Annotated in this window: 14 protein-coding genes; 7 read left to right on the top strand and 7 right to left on the bottom strand. The window is 67.7% G+C overall.

Features of this window, described 5'->3' with window-relative positions:
* The 3 genes from FOC67_RS01170 to FOC67_RS01160 are packed head-to-tail and all read left to right on the top strand — an operon-like array spanning window position 1 to window position 4,125.
* On the top strand, window positions 1-789 hold the full coding sequence (locus FOC67_RS01170; protein ID WP_003099335.1) for a molecular chaperone: 789 nt from the start codon (window positions 1-3) through the stop codon (window positions 787-789).
* Between the two features lie 16 nt (window positions 790-805).
* Window positions 806-3,181, top strand: a complete 2,376-nt coding sequence (locus FOC67_RS01165; protein ID WP_009316218.1) for a fimbria/pilus outer membrane usher protein — start codon at window positions 806-808, stop codon at window positions 3,179-3,181.
* The gene (locus tag FOC67_RS01160) at window positions 3,178-4,125 is read left to right on the top strand and encodes a spore coat U domain-containing protein (protein ID WP_004355226.1); all 948 of its coding nucleotides are present in this window, start codon (window positions 3,178-3,180) and stop codon (window positions 4,123-4,125) included. The genes FOC67_RS01165 and FOC67_RS01160 overlap by 4 nt, the downstream gene beginning before the upstream one ends.
* Before the next feature lies 1 nt (window position 4,126).
* Here the strand turns inward: FOC67_RS01160 and FOC67_RS01155 are convergent, their stop codons facing one another.
* The 3 genes from FOC67_RS01155 to FOC67_RS01145 all read right to left on the bottom strand — a co-directional run bounded on the left by FOC67_RS01155 (window position 4,127) and on the right by FOC67_RS01145 (window position 7,716).
* Window positions 4,127-5,500: an MFS transporter gene (locus tag FOC67_RS01155; RefSeq protein WP_003099328.1), complete on the bottom strand. Its 1,374-nt coding sequence runs from the start codon at window positions 5,498-5,500 to the stop codon at window positions 4,127-4,129.
* Window positions 5,501-5,779: 279 nt separating this feature from the next.
* Window positions 5,780-6,802, bottom strand: a complete 1,023-nt coding sequence (gene hemH, locus FOC67_RS01150; RefSeq protein WP_004355227.1) for a ferrochelatase — start codon at window positions 6,800-6,802, stop codon at window positions 5,780-5,782.
* Complete coding sequence (locus tag FOC67_RS01145) at window positions 6,799-7,716, bottom strand: TIGR01777 family oxidoreductase (protein ID WP_009316216.1); 918 nt, start codon at window positions 7,714-7,716, stop codon at window positions 6,799-6,801. The genes hemH and FOC67_RS01145 overlap by 4 nt, the downstream gene beginning before the upstream one ends.
* Before the next feature lie 413 nt (window positions 7,717-8,129).
* Here FOC67_RS01145 and FOC67_RS01140 point away from each other — a divergent pair, with 413 nt between their 5' ends.
* From FOC67_RS01140 to phrB, 4 genes are all read left to right on the top strand, one after another.
* The gene (locus FOC67_RS01140) at window positions 8,130-9,113 is read left to right on the top strand and encodes an NAD(P)/FAD-dependent oxidoreductase (protein WP_003094987.1); all 984 of its coding nucleotides are present in this window, start codon (window positions 8,130-8,132) and stop codon (window positions 9,111-9,113) included.
* Between the two features lie 152 nt (window positions 9,114-9,265).
* Window positions 9,266-10,222, top strand: coding sequence for a DUF523 and DUF1722 domain-containing protein (locus FOC67_RS01135; protein ID WP_009316215.1), 957 nt, complete (start codon window positions 9,266-9,268; stop codon window positions 10,220-10,222).
* Window positions 10,223-10,231: 9 nt separating this feature from the next.
* Entirely contained in the window at window positions 10,232-11,131 is a 900-nt protein-coding gene (locus tag FOC67_RS01130; RefSeq protein WP_003141623.1) for a MerR family transcriptional regulator, read from the top strand.
* Window positions 11,128-12,573: a deoxyribodipyrimidine photo-lyase gene (gene phrB, locus FOC67_RS01125; RefSeq protein WP_031627780.1), complete on the top strand. Its 1,446-nt coding sequence runs from the start codon at window positions 11,128-11,130 to the stop codon at window positions 12,571-12,573. Before FOC67_RS01130 ends, phrB begins: the two co-directional genes overlap by 4 nt.
* 124 nt (window positions 12,574-12,697) lie before the next feature.
* Here phrB and pagL read toward each other — a convergent pair whose 3' ends face one another.
* From pagL to prmC, 4 genes are all read right to left on the bottom strand, one after another.
* Window positions 12,698-13,219 (bottom strand): lipid A 3-O-deacylase, encoded by a 522-nt coding sequence (gene pagL, locus FOC67_RS01120; protein WP_009316213.1) that lies wholly within the window; start codon window positions 13,217-13,219, stop codon window positions 12,698-12,700.
* A 133-nt stretch (window positions 13,220-13,352) separates the two neighbouring features.
* Window positions 13,353-14,150: a glutamate racemase gene (gene murI, locus FOC67_RS01115; protein ID WP_003099300.1), complete on the bottom strand. Its 798-nt coding sequence runs from the start codon at window positions 14,148-14,150 to the stop codon at window positions 13,353-13,355.
* The gene (locus FOC67_RS01110; RefSeq protein ID WP_009316212.1) at window positions 14,140-14,898 is read right to left on the bottom strand and encodes a molybdopterin-synthase adenylyltransferase MoeB; all 759 of its coding nucleotides are present in this window, start codon (window positions 14,896-14,898) and stop codon (window positions 14,140-14,142) included. Before FOC67_RS01110 ends, murI begins: the two co-directional genes overlap by 11 nt.
* Window positions 14,892-15,722, bottom strand: a complete 831-nt coding sequence (prmC, locus tag FOC67_RS01105; RefSeq protein WP_003114694.1) for a peptide chain release factor N(5)-glutamine methyltransferase — start codon at window positions 15,720-15,722, stop codon at window positions 14,892-14,894. Before prmC ends, FOC67_RS01110 begins: the two co-directional genes overlap by 7 nt.
* Between the last annotated feature and the right edge of the window lies 1 nt (window position 15,723).

Genomic DNA, 15,723 nt, shown 5'->3' with positions numbered 1-15,723 from the left:
ATGCCCAGTCCACACCTACCTCTCCGCCCCGGCCGCTGGCTTGCGGCGCTGCTGGCGCTGTTCCTGGGCGGCCCGGCACAAGCCGCCAGTGCGGTGCTGATCTGGCCGATCAACCCGGCCATCGAAGCCGACCAACCGGCCACCGCGCTGTGGCTGGAGAATCGCGGCAAGCAACCGGTGACCCTGCAGGTGCGCGTGCTCGGCTGGTCCCAGGCGGATTTCCAGGACGTCTATCGCAACCAGCAGGCAGTGATTCCCAGCCCGCCCTTCGTCAAGGTCGAGCCGGGCCGCCGGCAGCTGGTCCGGCTGATCCGCCAGGGCGGCCAGCCCAGCACGCCGGAGGACGCCTACCGGGTGCTGATCGATGAAGTGCCCGACGGCAGCGCGGGGCAGACGCAACGAAGCCCCGGTCTCGCCCTGCAGTTCCAGATGCGCTATTCGGTGCCGCTGTTCGTCAGCGCCGACGGCGTCTGGACCCAGCCCCGCAGCGATGTCGAGCGCGACCCGGCCGACGCGACCCGGCCGAAGCTGGCCTGGCGGCTGGTCGAGGAACAGGGCAAGCGTTACCTGCAGGTGCGCAACGAGGGTAGCGTGCACGCCCGCCTGAGCCATGTCCGCTGGGAGGGCAACGGCCGCAGCCTGGCACTGCTGGACGGCCTGCTCGGCTACGTGCTGCCCGGCCGGCAGATGCGCTGGCCGCTGCCGCCGGGGCTGTTGCCGGACGCCGGCATGACCCTGAAACTGCAACTGGCGGACAACGACGCGCCGATCAGCGTTCCCGGGTACTGAGGCGGACGTCGGTCCCGTGCCTCGCCCGTGTCAGCGGCGCTCTCGCCGCCACCGCTCGCTACTGATCGGCCTGGCGCTGCTCTCCCCTGTCCATGCGGCGGACTACCTGGCCGGACTGCCGCCGCCGCAACCCGCTCCGTCCGGCGGCGGCGGCAACGTCCTCTACTACCTGGAACTGGTGATCAACGGCCGCGACAGCGGCCAGGTGGTGCCGGTCAACGCCGCCGATGGCCATTACCTGCTCGACGCCGCGGCCCTGCGCGAAGCCGGCGTGCGCCTGCCTGGCAACCCCGCCGGACAGGTCGCGGTGGACGCCCTGCCCGAGGTCCGGGCGGACTATGACAGCGCCAGCCAGCAACTGCACCTGCAAGTGCCGCCGGACTGGCTGCCGGAGCAGCGCTTCGACGATCCCGGACTGGTCGCCCGCGCCCCGGCGCGCAGCAGCCTCGGCGCGCTGTTCAACTACGACCTGTACTACTCGGACCCCGCCGACGGCGCCACGCCCTGGCTTTCCGCGCTGCTCGAGCAACGTCTGTTCGACGGCTTCGGGGTGATCTCCAACACCGGCGTCTACACCCGCTATTTCGGCGACGCCGACAACCTCGACAGCCGCTACCTGCGCTACGACACCTACTGGCTGTACAACGACGAACGCAACATGCACAGCTACCAACTGGGCGACTACGTCAACGGCGCGCTGAACTGGACCACCCCGGTACGCATGGGCGGCTTTCGCTTCGCCCGCAACTTCGGCGTACGTCCGGACCTGGTCACCTATCCGCTGCTGCGCTTCGACGGCCAGGCCGCCGTACCCAGCACCGTCGACCTGTTCATCAACGGCTACAAGGCCAGCAGCGCCGACCTGCAGCCCGGTCCCTTCGCCATCAGCAACGTGCCGTACATCAACGGAGCCGGCGAAGCCACGGTGGTGACCACCGACGCCCAGGGCCGACAAGTGGTGACCAGCCTGCCGTTCTACGTATCCAACACCCTGCTGGCGCGCGGCCTGAGCGATTTCGACCTGTCCGTCGGGCGCCTGCGCGACGACTACGGCCTGCGCAACTTCTCCTATGCCGACAACGCCGCCAGCGGCATCTATCGCTACGGCGTCAGCGACCGCCTGACCCTCTCCACCCACGCCGAGGCCGCCAGCGACCTGCGCCTGCTCGGCATCGGCGGCGACATCGCCGTGGCCACCTTCGGCACCCTCAGCCTGGCGGCCAGCGGCAGCGACGGCCAGGGCGACAGCGGCCAGCAATACCTGCTCGGCTACTCCTACTATTCGCGACGGCTCGGCCTCAGCCTGCAACACATCGAGCGCAGCGCCGGCTATGGCGACCTCGGCACCCTGGACGGCGAGTACCAGCTGAGCCGGCGCACCGACCAGGCTACCGCCAGCCTGACCTTTGACGAGCAGGGCACCATCGGTGCCGGCTACTTCGACATCCGCGCCCGCGACGGCAGCCGCACGCGCCTGGCCAACCTCTCCTACAGCCGCCCGATCGGCAGCCGTAGCAGCTTCTACCTGGCGCTGAACAAGGATCTCGACGGCGACGGCTACAGCGCGCTGATGCAACTGGTGATTCCCTTCGACATCAACGGCCTGCTGAACATCGGCGTCACCCGCGACAGCGACCGGCGCTACAGCGAGCGGGTGATCTGGAGCCGCTCCACGCCGAGCCAGGGCGGTCTCGGCTGGAACCTCGGCTATGGCGGCGGCGCCAGCCGCTACCAGCAGGCCGACCTGACCTGGCGCATGCAGAACGTGCAACTGCAGGGCGGCCTCTATGGCGAGACCGGCAACTACACGCGCTGGGCCGATCTCAGCGGCTCGCTGGTATGGATGGACAACGCCGTGTTCGCCAGCAACCGGATCAACGACGCCTTCGTCCTGGTCAGCACCAAGGGTTATCCACAGGTGCCGATCCGCTACGAGAACCAACTGATGGGCAGCACCGACGACAACGGCCACCTGCTGGTGCCCTGGGTCGCGGCCTACTACCCGGCGAAGTTCCAGATCGAGCCGCTGGACCTTCCGGCCAACGTCAGCGCGCCCGAAGTCGAGCAGCGCGTGGCGGTACGCCAGGGCAGCGGCCTGCTGCTGGATTTCCCGATCCGTGCCGTGGTCGCCGCCAGCATCAGCCTGGTGGACGAGCGCGGCGAACCGCTGCCGCTGGGCAGCCGGGCCGAAGAAACCGGCAGCGGCCAGCGCGCCAGCGTCGGCTGGGACGGCCAGGTCTATTTCGAAGGATTGCAAAGCGACAACCAGCTACGCGTGGTCCGCCCCGACGGCCGGGCCTGCCAGGCACGCTTCCGCCTGGACACGCGCAAACCCACCGTCAGCCAGGTCGGCCCGCTGACCTGCTCGGCCCCCATCGGAGATACGCCATGAGCCGCCACTCCACGTCCGCCTGCCTGCTCGGCTTCGCTACGCTCTGCGCCAGCCCGTTGCTGCTCGCCGCCTGCACCACCAGCTCCGGCACCGGCAATTTCGGCAGCCTGAGCTCGTTCACCGTGGCCAGCACCGCCCAGACCATCACCGGCACCACCGGCTTCAAGTGCACCGGCAGCCTGTTGTCGATCCTCAGCACCAACACCATCGACGCGACCATCGCCAGCACCGCCAATCCGCTGGGCACCACGCCGCGGCTGTACAACGCCGCCAGCGGCACCTACCTGCCCTACAGCATCTGCAAGGACAACGGTTGCGGCACCGTCTACAACGTCGGCTCGACGGTACGCTGGAGCAGCACCACCTTCCTCGGCATCCTCGGCCTGTTCAACGCCACCGACGGCAGCCTGCCGCTGTACCTGCGCACCGCCACCGGGGTGACCCTGCCGGCCGGCACCTATACCGATACCATCGGCCTGAACTGGGCCTGGCACCTGTGCGCGGCGGGCATCGGCCCAGTCTGCGTATACGACGACGGCACCGCCAGCAGCAGCGTCAACGTTACCCTGACGGTGCTCAAGGACTGCTTCATCGACAGCGCTCCGGACCTCAGCTTCGGCAGCGCCGCGCTGGTCTCGGCCTTCACCGCGGTGAACCAGAACATTGGCGTGCGCTGCACCCTGAACGCCACCTATACCATCGGCTTCGACAACGGCAACAACTTCAGCGGCGGCTGGCGGCGAATGCTCAGCGGCGCCAGCGCGATCCAGTACAACCTCTACAAACCGGGCGACTCGACGGTCTGGACCACCAGCAACACCCAGGCAGGCACCGGTAGCGGCGCCGCGCAGAACGTGCCGTACCGGGCCATCGTCAACCCGGCACAGGGCAACGTCCCCGCCGGTACCTACAGCGATACCGTGCGGGTCATCCTCACCTACTGAGTCAGGCCGGCTGCCGGGACGCCTTCCAATCCTCGCCGCCCTCGCCTTCTCGTCGCAGGCTCCAGTCCTTCAGGTGCTCCAGGCTGGCGCGATAGGGCTTGAGGCCGATCCCCAGCAGGACCACTGCACCGAGCACCGCGGCCAGGGTCACCAGCAGCAGCGAGTAGCGCAGCGCCATATCGTCGGCGAAGACGAAATCGGTGACCAGCGCCACCGCCGTCGGGCCCACGCCGAGACCGAACAGGGTGACCACGAACAGGTAGATCGCCGAGGCCTGGCCGCGCATCGAGTTGGGCATGATTTCCTGGATCGCCGCCGGGGCCACGCCGAACGGCATGCTCAGGAAGAACACCGTCGGCGCCATCAGCGCCGCCGCCCAATTGGCGTTGTCCAGCAGCGGATAGACCAGGGTGAAGGGAATCACCGCCCAGGCGGCGAGCAGCCCGACGCGCATGTTCGCGTCGCTGCGCCCGCGCTTCGCCCAGTAGTCGGCCAGGCGCCCGCCGAAGACGATGCCGAGACAGCCGAACACCGCGACGATGCTGCCGTAGACCACCCCGACATGACCGGCGTCCCAGCCGTGGGTGCGGACGAAGAAGGTCGGCACCCAGGCGCCGCTGCCGTAGCCGGCGAAGGACAGGCAGGCGAAACCGAAGTTGTGGCAGAGCACGGTCTTGCGGTTGGCCCGCAGGTAGGCGCCGACCTCGCCCAGCGGCACCGCCACGCCTGCGCCGACTCCGCGCCGGGCCGGCTCGCGGATAGCCAGCAGCAACAGGCAGAAGAGCACGCCGGCGGCGCCGAGGATGAGGAAGATCAGTTGCCACGGGCGCACCTCGCCGAACAGCGGCAGGTGCACGTCGCCCTGGGCCGAGGCGAACTTGATCACCAGCCCGCCGAGCAGGAAGGCCAGCCCCGAGCCCAGGTAGATGCCCATCGAGTAGACGCTGATCGCCGTCGCCCGACGCTCGCGCGGGAAGCTGTCGGCGATCAGCGAATAGGCCGCTGGCGACAGCGCCGCCTCGCCGACCCCGACGCCGACCCGGAAGGTGAGGAATTGCCAATAGCTGCGCGCCAGACCGCAGGCCGCGGTCATCGCGCTCCACACCAGCACGCCGAACAGGATCAGACCGCGCCGGCTGCGGTTGTCGGCCATGCGTCCGAGCGGGATACCGCAAAGGGTGTAGAACAGGGCGAAGGACAAGCCCATCAGCAGGCTCATTTCCGTGTCGCTGATGGCCAGGTCGCGGCGGATCGGGCCGACCAGCAGGTTGAGGATCTGCCGGTCGATGAAGGACAGCACATAGGCGACCATGAGGATCGCCACCGTGGTCCAGGCCGCAAGGTTGGAGGGATAGCCGTTATTGTTGTTATGCATGCCGAACTCCTGGACGCCGCCGAAGCGGCGGATGCGAAGGGAGGGTCGACAGGCAGGATAAGCCGGCAACATCCGGGCTTATACCCAGGGCAAGGGACTATAGAACTGCTGAATGCGGGAAGCGGGTTCCGGCGAATGACCGCCAGGTCATTCGCCGCCGCATGCGCTCAGAGCCTGTCCAGCATCTCGCGAGCTGGGCGGGGAAGCGGAGCTGACGAGCGGCAAATGAGCACTTCAAAGCCGTCATACCGCGCCGCGCAGCGGATCATGAACAGGCTCTCAGAGCGGCCTGGCCAAGCGCCCGCTCATGTCGGCCAGGGCGCCGACCCAGGCGGGGTGGTCGTTGAGGCAGGGAATCAGCACCAGATCCTCGCCGCCGGCACTGATGAACTGCTCGCGGCCGCGCATGCCGATTTCCTCCAGGGTCTCGATGCAGTCGGCAACGAACGCCGGACACATCACCAGCAGGCGCTTCACCCCACGCTGCACCAGTTCGTCGAGCTTGGCGTCGGTATAGGGCTCGATCCACTTGGCGCGCCCCAGGCGCGACTGGAACGCCACCGACCAGCGCCCCTGCTCCAGGCCGGCGCGCTCGGCGAAGGCCTCGGCGGTGCGCAGGCACTGGCTGCGGTAGCAGAGGGCGAGGGCTTCGGGGCTGACGTTGCGGCTGTTCTCGGCCAGCAGGTCGTGGGCAGGATCCTTCACCAGCTTGCGGATGTGCCGCTCGGGCAAGCCATGGAAGCTCAGCAACAGATGGTCGTGGGGCTGCTGCAGGTACGGACGCACGCTTTCCACCAGGGCATCGAGGTAGACCGGCTGGTCGTAGAACGGCGGCAGCGTGCTGACCTCCAGCTCCAGGCGATGGGCGGCGATCACCCGGCGCACCTCCTGTTCGGCGGTGGTCGTGGTGCTGTCGGCGAACTGTGGATACAGCGGCGCCAGGGTCACCCGCCGGATACCGCGGCGCGCCAGGTCGAGCAGGACCTTCTCGATGGCCGGCTGGCCGTAGCGCATCGCCAGTTCCACCGGTCCATGCGGCCAGTGCGGCTTCATCGCTTCCTGCAGGCGACGACTGAGGACGATCAGTGGCGACCCTTCGTCCCACCAGATCGAGCTGTAGGCGTGCGCCGATTCGGCCGGACGCTTGATCAGGATCAGCGACACCAGCAGGCGCCGCAGCGGCCAGGGTAGGTCGACCACGTAGGGATCCATGAGGAACTGGTCGAGATAGCGGCGGACATCCTCCACCCGGGTCGAATCCGGGGAGCCCAGGTTGAGCAACAGCAGGGCATTCTCGGTCATGCCTGATCCTTTCGTCGGGCGTCCAGGACATCGGCCAGCGCCACGTCCAGGTCGGTGAATTGAAAACGGTAGCCGGCGTCCTGCAAGCGTTGCGGCAAGGCTCGCTGGCCGCCGAGCAGCAATCCGGACATTTCTCCCAGCCCGAGGCGCAGGACGAACCCGGGGGTCGGTATCCGCGCCGGCTTGTGCAGCGCCCGGCCCAGGGCCTTGGCGAAATCGCGGTTGCGCGCCGGGTTGGGAGCGCACGCATTATAGGGACCGCTGGCATCGGGCCGCCGCAAAAGAAAATCGATCAGCTCGATTTGATCCTCGATATGAATCCACGGCATCCATTGCCGGCCGTCACCCAGCGGTCCGCCCAGGCCGAGCCGGTAGAGCGGCAACAGGCGCCCGAGGAAGCCGCCCTCGGGGGCCAGCACCAGGCCGGTGCGCAGCAGCACGACACGGGTGCCAAGCTTCTCCGCCTCGCGGGCGATCTGCTCCCAGGCGAGGCATAGCTCGCTGGCGAAATCCTCGCCGGCCGCCGCCCCCTCCTCGGTCACCGGGCGCTCGCCGCTGTCGCCATACCAACCCACCGCAGAACCCGATAACAGAAGGTCCGGGCGCTGCTCGCGAGCGTCCAGCCATTCCACCAGGCGCTCGGTAAGGCGTACCCGGCTTTCCCACAGCAGCGCCTTGCGCTTGTGGCTCCAGGGTTTGTCCGCGATCGGCTCGCCGGCCAGATTGACCACCGCGTCGAGCGGCTGGTCGCCGTACTCGTCGAAACGATCGATGCCGCGCACGCCGGCGCCGCACAGCGATTCCACCTGCTGCGGCCACCGGCTGAACACGGTCAGCCGGTGCCCGGCCTGTCGCCAGCGGGCGCACAGGCGGCGTCCCATCAGGCCGGTACCGCCGGTCAAGAGAATGTGCATGGCTGTCTCCTCGTTTTGCCTGCGTGCCCTTTCAGTCTGGACCCTGGACATCGATCTGCCCGATGACCGTGCATCCTCCCCCCATTCCGGCGTTATCCTGTGAATGGAAGATCCGTCGGCTCCGGCCGGGGAACCCTGGCGTCGTTTTCGACTCAGCCAAGGAACAGGGCTTGCATCGCATTGGTGCCTTAGTGAACGGCGCCAGCCGTCTATTCTTCAGATAACTCGGTTGATACTTCCGAACGGAACGTCTGAAGGTTCGACAGGCCAGGAAGCGAGCCGTGCGCCGCAAGCGCGCCATCGGCGCGACGCAAGGTGCGCCTCGAAGCACGCGCAACACTGTACATTAAATCAAGCTTGTACAAGAAACCTGATTCGCCTGTCCAGACGCTACACAACCAGAGAGGCATGTCATGAGCGTCCCCATCGCCATCATCGGTACTGGCATCGCCGGGCTTTCCGCCGCCCACGCATTGAGATCCGCCGGCCAGACCGTACAACTGTTCGACAAGGGCCACGGCAGCGGCGGCCGCATGGCCAGCAAGCGCAGCGAGGCCGGCACGCTGGACCTCGGCGCGCAATACTTCACCGCCCGCGACCGGCGCTTCCTCGACGCCTTGCAACACTGGCGCGAGGAAGGCTGGGTGGACGAGTGGAAACCCGCTCTCTACCAATACCGCGACGGCCAACTGAGCCCCTCCCCGGACGAGCAGCCACGCTGGGTCGGCATCCCACGGATGAGTGCGATCACCCGCGCCCTGCTCACCGATCTGCAAGTGGTCTTCTCCTGCCGCATCACCGAGGTCTTCCGCGGCAAGCAGCACTGGCACCTGCAGGACGCCGAGGGACAGAACCACGGTCCGTTCAACCAGGTCCTGATCGCCATCCCCGCTCCCCAGGCCACGCCGCTGCTGGCCAGCGTGCCGAAACTGGCGGCCACCGCCGCGAGCGTGGTCATGGAGCCGACCTGGGCGGTGGCGCTGGGCTTCCGCGAGGTACTCGACACCCCGGTGCAGGGCTGCTTCGTGCACGGCAGTCCGATCGCCTGGCTGGCCTGCAATCGCAGCAAGCCGGGGCGCGACACCGCCCTCGACACCTGGGTGCTGCACGCCACCAGCCAGTGGAGCCGGCAGCACATCGACATGGCCAAGGAAGACGTGGTCGAGCACCTGCGCTGCGCCTTCGCCGAAGTGATCGGCTGCGCCGTGCCGGAAGCCGCCTTCAGCATCGCCCACCGCTGGCTCTATGCACGCCCGGCGGAGGCTCACCAGTGGGGCGCCCTCGGCGATCCCGACCTGGGCATCTACGCCTGCGGCGACTGGTGCTCCAGCGGCCGCGTCGAAGGCGCCTGGCTCAGCGGCCAGGAAGCCGCGCGGCGCCTGCTGGAACATCTCTGAGGGGATCGGGCCGTCGCCTGGCGGCCCGATGTGACAAGAAAATACCTATACAAATACATTGACCTGTACAAGATAAGTTCTAGGATGTGTCGTACGACCGCCCGGCTGTCGAGCTGCGCGCGAACCTCCTTTCCCCTCGGGAGACGACACCGATGCACGAATCTCACCCTTCCCTGACGCCCCGACTCGGCATCAGCGCCTGCCTGCTCGGCGAACCGGTGCGCTTCAACGGCGGCCACAAGCGATCCGCGCTTTGCGAGGAACTGGCGCGACACGTCGAATTCGTCTCCTTCTGCCCGGAACAGGCCATCGGCCTGGGCACGCCGCGCCCGGCGATTCGCCTGGAAGGCACTCCGGAAGCCGCCGAGGCGCGGAGCCGCGACGGCCTGGCGGTCGGCGAAGCGCTCGCCGAATATGCGCGGCGAGTGGCGCAACGGGCGGATACGCTGGACGGGTTCATCTTCATGCAACGTTCGCCGTCCTGCGGGCTGCAACGGGTCAAGGTCTACCCTGAAGGCGGCGGCGCGCCGCGCGCCGAAGGCCGTGGACGCTTCGCCGCAGCCCTTTGCGAAGCCTTGCCGGAGCTACCGGTGGAAGAAGAAGGCCGGCTGCACGATCCGGTCCTGCGGGAGAACTTCCTCACCCGCGTGTTCGCCCATGCCCACTGGCAGGCCCTGTGCCAGCGCGGCCTCAGCCATTCGGCCATCGTCGCCTTCCATAGCCGCTACAAGTACCAGTTGCTGGCGCATTCGCCGGAGCACTACCGCAGTCTCGGCCGCCTGCTCGGCGAAGCCGGCCACTACCAGCCGGAAGCCCTCGGCATGCGTTACTTCGGCGAGCTGATGCAGGGCCTGCGCCGCTGCGCGACCCGCGGCAGCCATGGCAACGTGTTGCTGCACCTGAGCGGCTACCTGAAACGCGACCTCGCAGCCGAAGACAGGCGTGAATTGCGCGAGCTGATCGAGCAATACCGGCATGGCAGCGTGCCGCTGGTGGTACCGCTGACCCTGCTAAAGCACCACTTCCGTCGCCACCCGCATGCATACATCGCCCAGCAGGCCTACCTGCAACCGCACCCGACCGAACTCGGCCTGCGCAACGCCCTCTAGGATTTCCCGATGAACTCGCCCCACCTCGAACGCGGCGGCCTGCCGATCCGCGAAGTCACTCGTCTGACCGGCGTCCATCCGGTCACCCTGCGCGCCTGGGAGCGCCGCTATGGCCTGGTGGTGCCGCAACGCACCGGCAAGGGGCACCGGCTCTACAGCGAAGAGCAGGTCGAGCGCATCCGCCGGATACTCGTCTGGCTCGAGCGTGGCGTCGCCATCAGCCAGGTGCGCGCGCTGCTGGAGCGTCCGGAGGAAACCCCGGCGGCGGATGTCGAATCCCCCTGGGAACGCCTGCACGAACAACTGCTGGACGCCATCGCCGCGCTGGCCGAGCGACGCCTCGACGATCTGTTCAACCAGGCCGCTTCGCTCTATCCGGTAGCGACCCTCTGCGAAAAGCTTCTGCAACCCTTGCTGCAGCACCTCGAACGACGCTGGCAGGGACAATTCGGCGCGCGCATGGAGCGGGCCTTCTTCTTCTCCTGGTTGCGCAGCAAGCTGGGCGCCCGCCTTTATCACCAGCAGCGGCTGCAACAGGGCGCGCCGCTGCTGCTGGTCAACCAGTCCGAGCTGTCGCTGGAACCGAACCTCTGGCTGTGCAGTTGGTTGCTCGGCAGCGGCGAGGTGCCGCTGCAGGTCTTCGACTGGCCGCTGCCACCGGCCGAACTGGCCCTGGCCTGCGAACGCCTGGAAGCTCGCGGCGTGTTGCTGTACGCCAGTCATCGCCTCAATCCGGAGCACCTGCCGCGCCTGCTGGCAGGGGTGAGCTGCCCGGTGGTGCTGGTCGGACCGGCCGTGGAGATCCAGCGCGAAGCCTTCGAAACCTTGGCGCTAGCTGGCCTGCTGCTGGCGAGCACGCCCCTGGAAGCCCGCCGCCTGCTCGGCGAACGAGGCCTGTTGAACCCATGAACGGACTTCCGATGAACCTGATCTGGTTTCGCTGCGACCTGCGAACCACCGATAACAGCGCGCTCCTCGCCGCCGCCGATGGGCGCCCTTGCGTGGCCCTCTACCTGCTCAGCCCGGCGCAGTGGCGGGAACACGACGATGCGCCCTGCAAGGTCGACTTCTGGCTGCGCAACCTGGGCGAGCTGCAACGCCAGCTCGCCGCGCTGAACATCCCGCTGCTGGTGCGCGACTGCGGCCACTGGCGGCAAGCCCCGGAAGTCATCGGCCGGCTCTGCCGGGAGCTGGGAATCGGCGCGGTACACGTCAACCAGGAATACGGGGTGAACGAGGAACGCCGCGACCAGGCCGTCGGCCAACGCCTGCGCGAACAGGGCGTGGCCTTCCACAGCCACCTCGACCAGCTGTTCTTCGCCCCCGGCTCGGTGCTGACCCGAACTGGCGGCTATTTCCAGGTGTTCAGCCAGTTCCGCAAGGTCTGCCACGAACGGCTGTACCAGGCCCCGCCGGGTGTCCGCCCGCGTCCGCAGCCCCAGCCACCGCACGCGCTGGCCAGCGACCCGCTGCCGGATGCCGTGCCCGCCTTCCCGCGGCCGGCCGATAGCTTGCGCCGCCTCTGGCCGGCAGGCGAAGAGGTAGCGCAGGAACGCCTGCGCGACTTCGCCGACCAGCACCTGGCCGACTACCATGAACGGCGCGACTTCCCGGCGCTTCCCGGCACCAGCCAACTGTCGCCCTACCTGGCCGCCGGCGTACTCTCGCCCAGGCAATGCCTGGACGCCGCGCTGGTTGCCAACCGCGGCGAGTTCAGCGGCGGCCAGCAAGGCGCCGCGACCTGGATCAACGAGCTGCTCTGGCGCGAGTTCTACAAGCACATCCTGGTCGGCTACCCACGGGTCTCCCGGCACCGCCCCTTCCGCGAGGAGACCGAAGCCCTGCGCTGGCGCCAGGCCCCGGCGGAACTCGAAGCCTGGCAACAGGGGCGCACCGGCATACCGATCATCGACGCGGCAATGCGCCAGTTGCTTGCCACCGGCTGGATGCACAATCGCCTGCGGATGGTGGTAGCGATGTTCCTCAGCAAGAACCTGCTGATCGACTGGCGCGAAGGCGAACGCTGGTTCATGCGCCACCTCATCGACGGTGACCTGGCGGCGAACAACGGTGGCTGGCAGTGGAGCGCATCCACCGGCACCGACGCCGTCCCCTACTTCCGCCTGTTCAATCCGCTCTCGCAGTCCGAACGCTTCGATCCACGCGGCGAGTTCATCCGCTACTGGCTGCCGGAACTGGCCGGCCTGGAGCGCAAGGCGATCCACGATCCGTCCAGCCTGGGGCTGTTCGCCGGGGTCGACTATCCACGGCCGATGGTCGACCTGAAGGCCAGCCGCGAACGGGCGCTGGCGGCTTTCCGCAACCTGCCGCCGCGCGATGGTCGCGCGTAGGGCGCGTCAGCGAGCTATCGCCTCCCGCCAAATGGCTCGCTCTTTCCATAGGGCGGGAGGCGTGGTGGAAGAATCGCAGGCATGAAAAAGCCGGGATGAACCCGGCTTTTTTCGACCGTGCCGACTAGATCGGGATCTTGTAGAACAGGCTGTAGGACTCGATACCGTCGTTCGGCTGTTTCAGGCCGGCGTTGGAATAGTGGATCGCCCGAACGCCGACCGACTGGCCGTTGGCGAACTTCAGGCCGGCACCGATGCGGTCTTCGAAGTTCAGGGAGGAACCCAGGTTCTGGTCGCCGACACGGGTGCCGGAGAACGCCGCCACGCCGATACCGGCCTCGATGAATGGCTTGATCGAGTCGCCGGCGAACTCGTAGACGAATACCGGAGCGAACGACAGCGAATGCTTGCCGGCGCCTTCATCGCCACCTTCCCAATAGGTGTAGCCCGCATCCCAGTAGCCGGTCAGGCGCCCGGTGGAGGACTGCCACCAGCTCTTGTCCCAATCCCAGCTCAGGCCCAGGCGATAGGTCATGCCCGACTGGCCGGTCGCACCGACGGCGGCCGAGACGTCCGCCGCCTGGGCGGAGGCCACGTGGACGGAGGAAAGTGCGGCCAGAACGGCCAGCGGAAGTAGTTTCTTCATTGAAACGTCCTTTTCGAAAGTTGCATGAAAGCCCCCGCATTCAAGCTGCGCATTATAAGAGCGCACTTACTAAAGCAGATACTAGACCAAACGCTTTAGTTCAAAAAATCGCTGTCACGTCTGCCAGGAACGACTAAACGACTAATTTTCCTACGCTTTCCGGGCTTCCCCAGAGGATCGGCAGGATCCTTTCCATCTCCTCCGGCAGCGCGCTGGTCCAGAAACGCGGCGTCGCGGCCTGGCCAGAGGCCAGTAGCGCCCGCGCCGACAATACGCGCTCCAGCTGCCGGGCGACAGCCGCTCCCGTATCGATCACCGCCATCTCCGCCGGGATCAGCTCGGCCAGCAGGGGTTTGACGAAGGGATAATGAGTACAGCCGAGGATCAGCGTATCGCAGCCCTGTTCGAGGATGGGCGCCAGCAGGCGTTCCAGCAGTGCCCGGGTTTGCGGCCCATAGAGATCGCCGGCTTCGATGCGCTCGACCAGCCCCGGGCAGGGCTGGGTGAAGACCTGTACGTCGCTGGCGAAGCGGTCGAGCAAGGCGGCGAAACGCGCGCTCTTCAGAGTTCCGGTGGTGGCCAGGACGCCGACCCGACCGTTGCGGGTGGCCGCCGCGGCCGGCTTCACCGCCGGCTCCATGGCCACCAGCGGCACCTGCGGATAACGTTCGCGCAATTCCGCCGCAGCCGCTGCCGTCGCGGTATTGCAGGCCAGTACCAGAGCCTTGGCGCCCTGCTCCAGAAGGAAATCACCGATCCGCTCGCAGCGTTCGCGGATGTACTCCGCGCTCTTCTCGCCGTAGGGCACATGGGCGTTGTCGGCGACGTAGAGCAACGATTCGGATGGCAGGCGCGCACGAATCTCACGCAATACGCTGAGCCCGCCGACCCCGGAATCGAAAACGCCGACCGCGGCCGACTCAACCGCCATGGCGTTGCCCGCAGACGGCACAGGAAGGATCGCGACGCACCCGCAATTCGCGGAAGCGCGTGCCGAGGGCGTCCACCAGCAGCAGGCGGCCCACCAGCGGTTCGCCGAAACCGGCCAGCAACTTGAGCGCCTCCAGCGCCTGCAGGCTACCGACCAGCCCCACCAGCGGACCGATCACGCCGGCCTCGCTGCAGGTCAGCTCGGCCTCGCTGCCGTGCCCGTAGAGGCAGTGGTAGCAGGGGCTTGCGTCGCGGCGGGTATCGAATACCGAAAGCTGGCCCTCGAGACGGATCGCCGCGCCGCTGACCAGCGGCTTGCCGGCGCGCACGCAGGCGACGTTGACCGCCTCACGGGTGGCGAAGTTGTCGGTGCAGTCGAGCACCAGGTCGACCGCCGCCACGGCGGCATCGAGGGAATCCTCGTCCAGCGCGGCGCTATGGCTGACCAGGCGGATCTGCGGATTCAGCGCGCCCAGCCGGCGCATCGCCGACTCCACCTTGCCGATACCCACGCTGGCGCCATCGTGGATGACCTGCCGTTGCAGGTTGGTCAGGTCGACCGTATCGAAATCCGCCAGGTGCAACTCGCCGACCCCGGCCGCGGCCAGGTACAGCGCCACCGGCGAACCCAGGCCGCCAAGACCGACGATCAGTGCGCGGCTGCGCTTCAGGCGCAGTTGGCCCTCGACGTCGACCTGCGCCAGCAGGATCTGGCGACTGTAGCGCAGCAGTTCCTCGTCGCTCAGCATGCCCATTGTCCGAGAGTGATCCGCTCGTTGCCGCCGAGGTCGCGCAACGTATGTACCCCGGCGAAGCCGCGGGCGCCGAGCAGTTCGCGCACCGCCGCCCCTTGATCATAGCCGTGCTCGAGCAGCAGCCAGCCTTCGTCCAGCAAATGCCGCGGCGCCTGGGCGACGATCTGGCGGATGTCGTCGAGGCCATCGCTACCCGCGACCAGCGCGCTCTTCGGCTCGAAACGCACGTCGCCCTCGCTCAGGTGCGGGTCGCTGGCAGGGATGTACGGCGGATTGCCGACGATCATCCGGAAGCGCCGGCCATCGAGGGCGGAGAACCAGTGGCTGCGGCGCACCTCGACGTTCTCTAGGAGCAGCCGCTGGCGATTGCGCTCGGCCAGCGCCACGGCCTCTTCCACGCGGTCCACCGCAGTCACCGTCCACAGCGGCCGTTCGCTGGCCAGGGCCAGGGCGATGGCGCCGGTGCCGGTGCCCAGGTCGAGCACCGTAGCGGTGTCCGCCGCGAGGGTCGCCAGCGCGGTTTCCACCAGCAGTTCGGTGTCCGGGCGCGGGATCAGGGTGTGTGGCGCGACCTCCAGGTCCAGGCTCCAGAAGCCCTGGTGGCCAAGGATGTAGGCCACCGGTTCGCCGTTGCGCCGACGGGCGATCCAGTCGTCGAACCGCTCGTTGGCCTCGCGCGGCACGATGCGCTCCGGCCAGGTACGCAGGAAGCTGCGCGGCTTGCCCATCGCCGCCGCCAGCAGCAACTCGGTGTCGAGCCGGGCGCTGGGCGAATCGGGCAGTTGGGAATCCTTGAGAAGGGTACAGATAGTGGTCATG

It is taken from the genome of Pseudomonas sp. FDAARGOS_761 (assembly GCF_013343155.1).
In the GTDB taxonomy this organism is placed as follows: domain Bacteria; phylum Pseudomonadota; class Gammaproteobacteria; order Pseudomonadales; family Pseudomonadaceae; genus Pseudomonas; species Pseudomonas aeruginosa.
This window is presented reverse-complemented; position numbering and strand designations above follow the sequence as displayed.

Excerpts from the sequence above, each read along its gene's own strand:
- FOC67_RS01130 (WP_003141623.1), top strand. The coding sequence starts at position 10,232 with ATGAACTCGCCCCACCTCGAACGCGGCGGCCTGCCGATCCGCGAAGTC.
- phrB (WP_031627780.1), top strand. The coding sequence starts at position 11,128 with ATGAACGGACTTCCGATGAACCTGATCTGGTTTCGCTGCGACCTGCGA.
- FOC67_RS01140 (WP_003094987.1), top strand. The coding sequence starts at position 8,130 with ATGAGCGTCCCCATCGCCATCATCGGTACTGGCATCGCCGGGCTTTCC.
- FOC67_RS01170 (WP_003099335.1), top strand. The coding sequence starts at position 1 with ATGCCCAGTCCACACCTACCTCTCCGCCCCGGCCGCTGGCTTGCGGCG.
- FOC67_RS01135 (WP_009316215.1), top strand. The coding sequence starts at position 9,266 with ATGCACGAATCTCACCCTTCCCTGACGCCCCGACTCGGCATCAGCGCC.
- hemH (WP_004355227.1), bottom strand. The coding sequence starts at position 6,802 with ATGACCGAGAATGCCCTGCTGTTGCTCAACCTGGGCTCCCCGGATTCG.
- FOC67_RS01160 (WP_004355226.1), top strand. The coding sequence starts at position 3,178 with ATGAGCCGCCACTCCACGTCCGCCTGCCTGCTCGGCTTCGCTACGCTC.
- FOC67_RS01145 (WP_009316216.1), bottom strand. The coding sequence starts at position 7,716 with ATGCACATTCTCTTGACCGGCGGTACCGGCCTGATGGGACGCCGCCTG.
- FOC67_RS01110 (WP_009316212.1), bottom strand. The coding sequence starts at position 14,898 with ATGCTGAGCGACGAGGAACTGCTGCGCTACAGTCGCCAGATCCTGCTG.
- pagL (WP_009316213.1), bottom strand. The coding sequence starts at position 13,219 with ATGAAGAAACTACTTCCGCTGGCCGTTCTGGCCGCACTTTCCTCCGTC.
- prmC (WP_003114694.1), bottom strand. The coding sequence starts at position 15,722 with ATGACCACTATCTGTACCCTTCTCAAGGATTCCCAACTGCCCGATTCG.
- FOC67_RS01155 (WP_003099328.1), bottom strand. The coding sequence starts at position 5,500 with ATGCATAACAACAATAACGGCTATCCCTCCAACCTTGCGGCCTGGACC.
- murI (WP_003099300.1), bottom strand. The coding sequence starts at position 14,150 with ATGGCGGTTGAGTCGGCCGCGGTCGGCGTTTTCGATTCCGGGGTCGGC.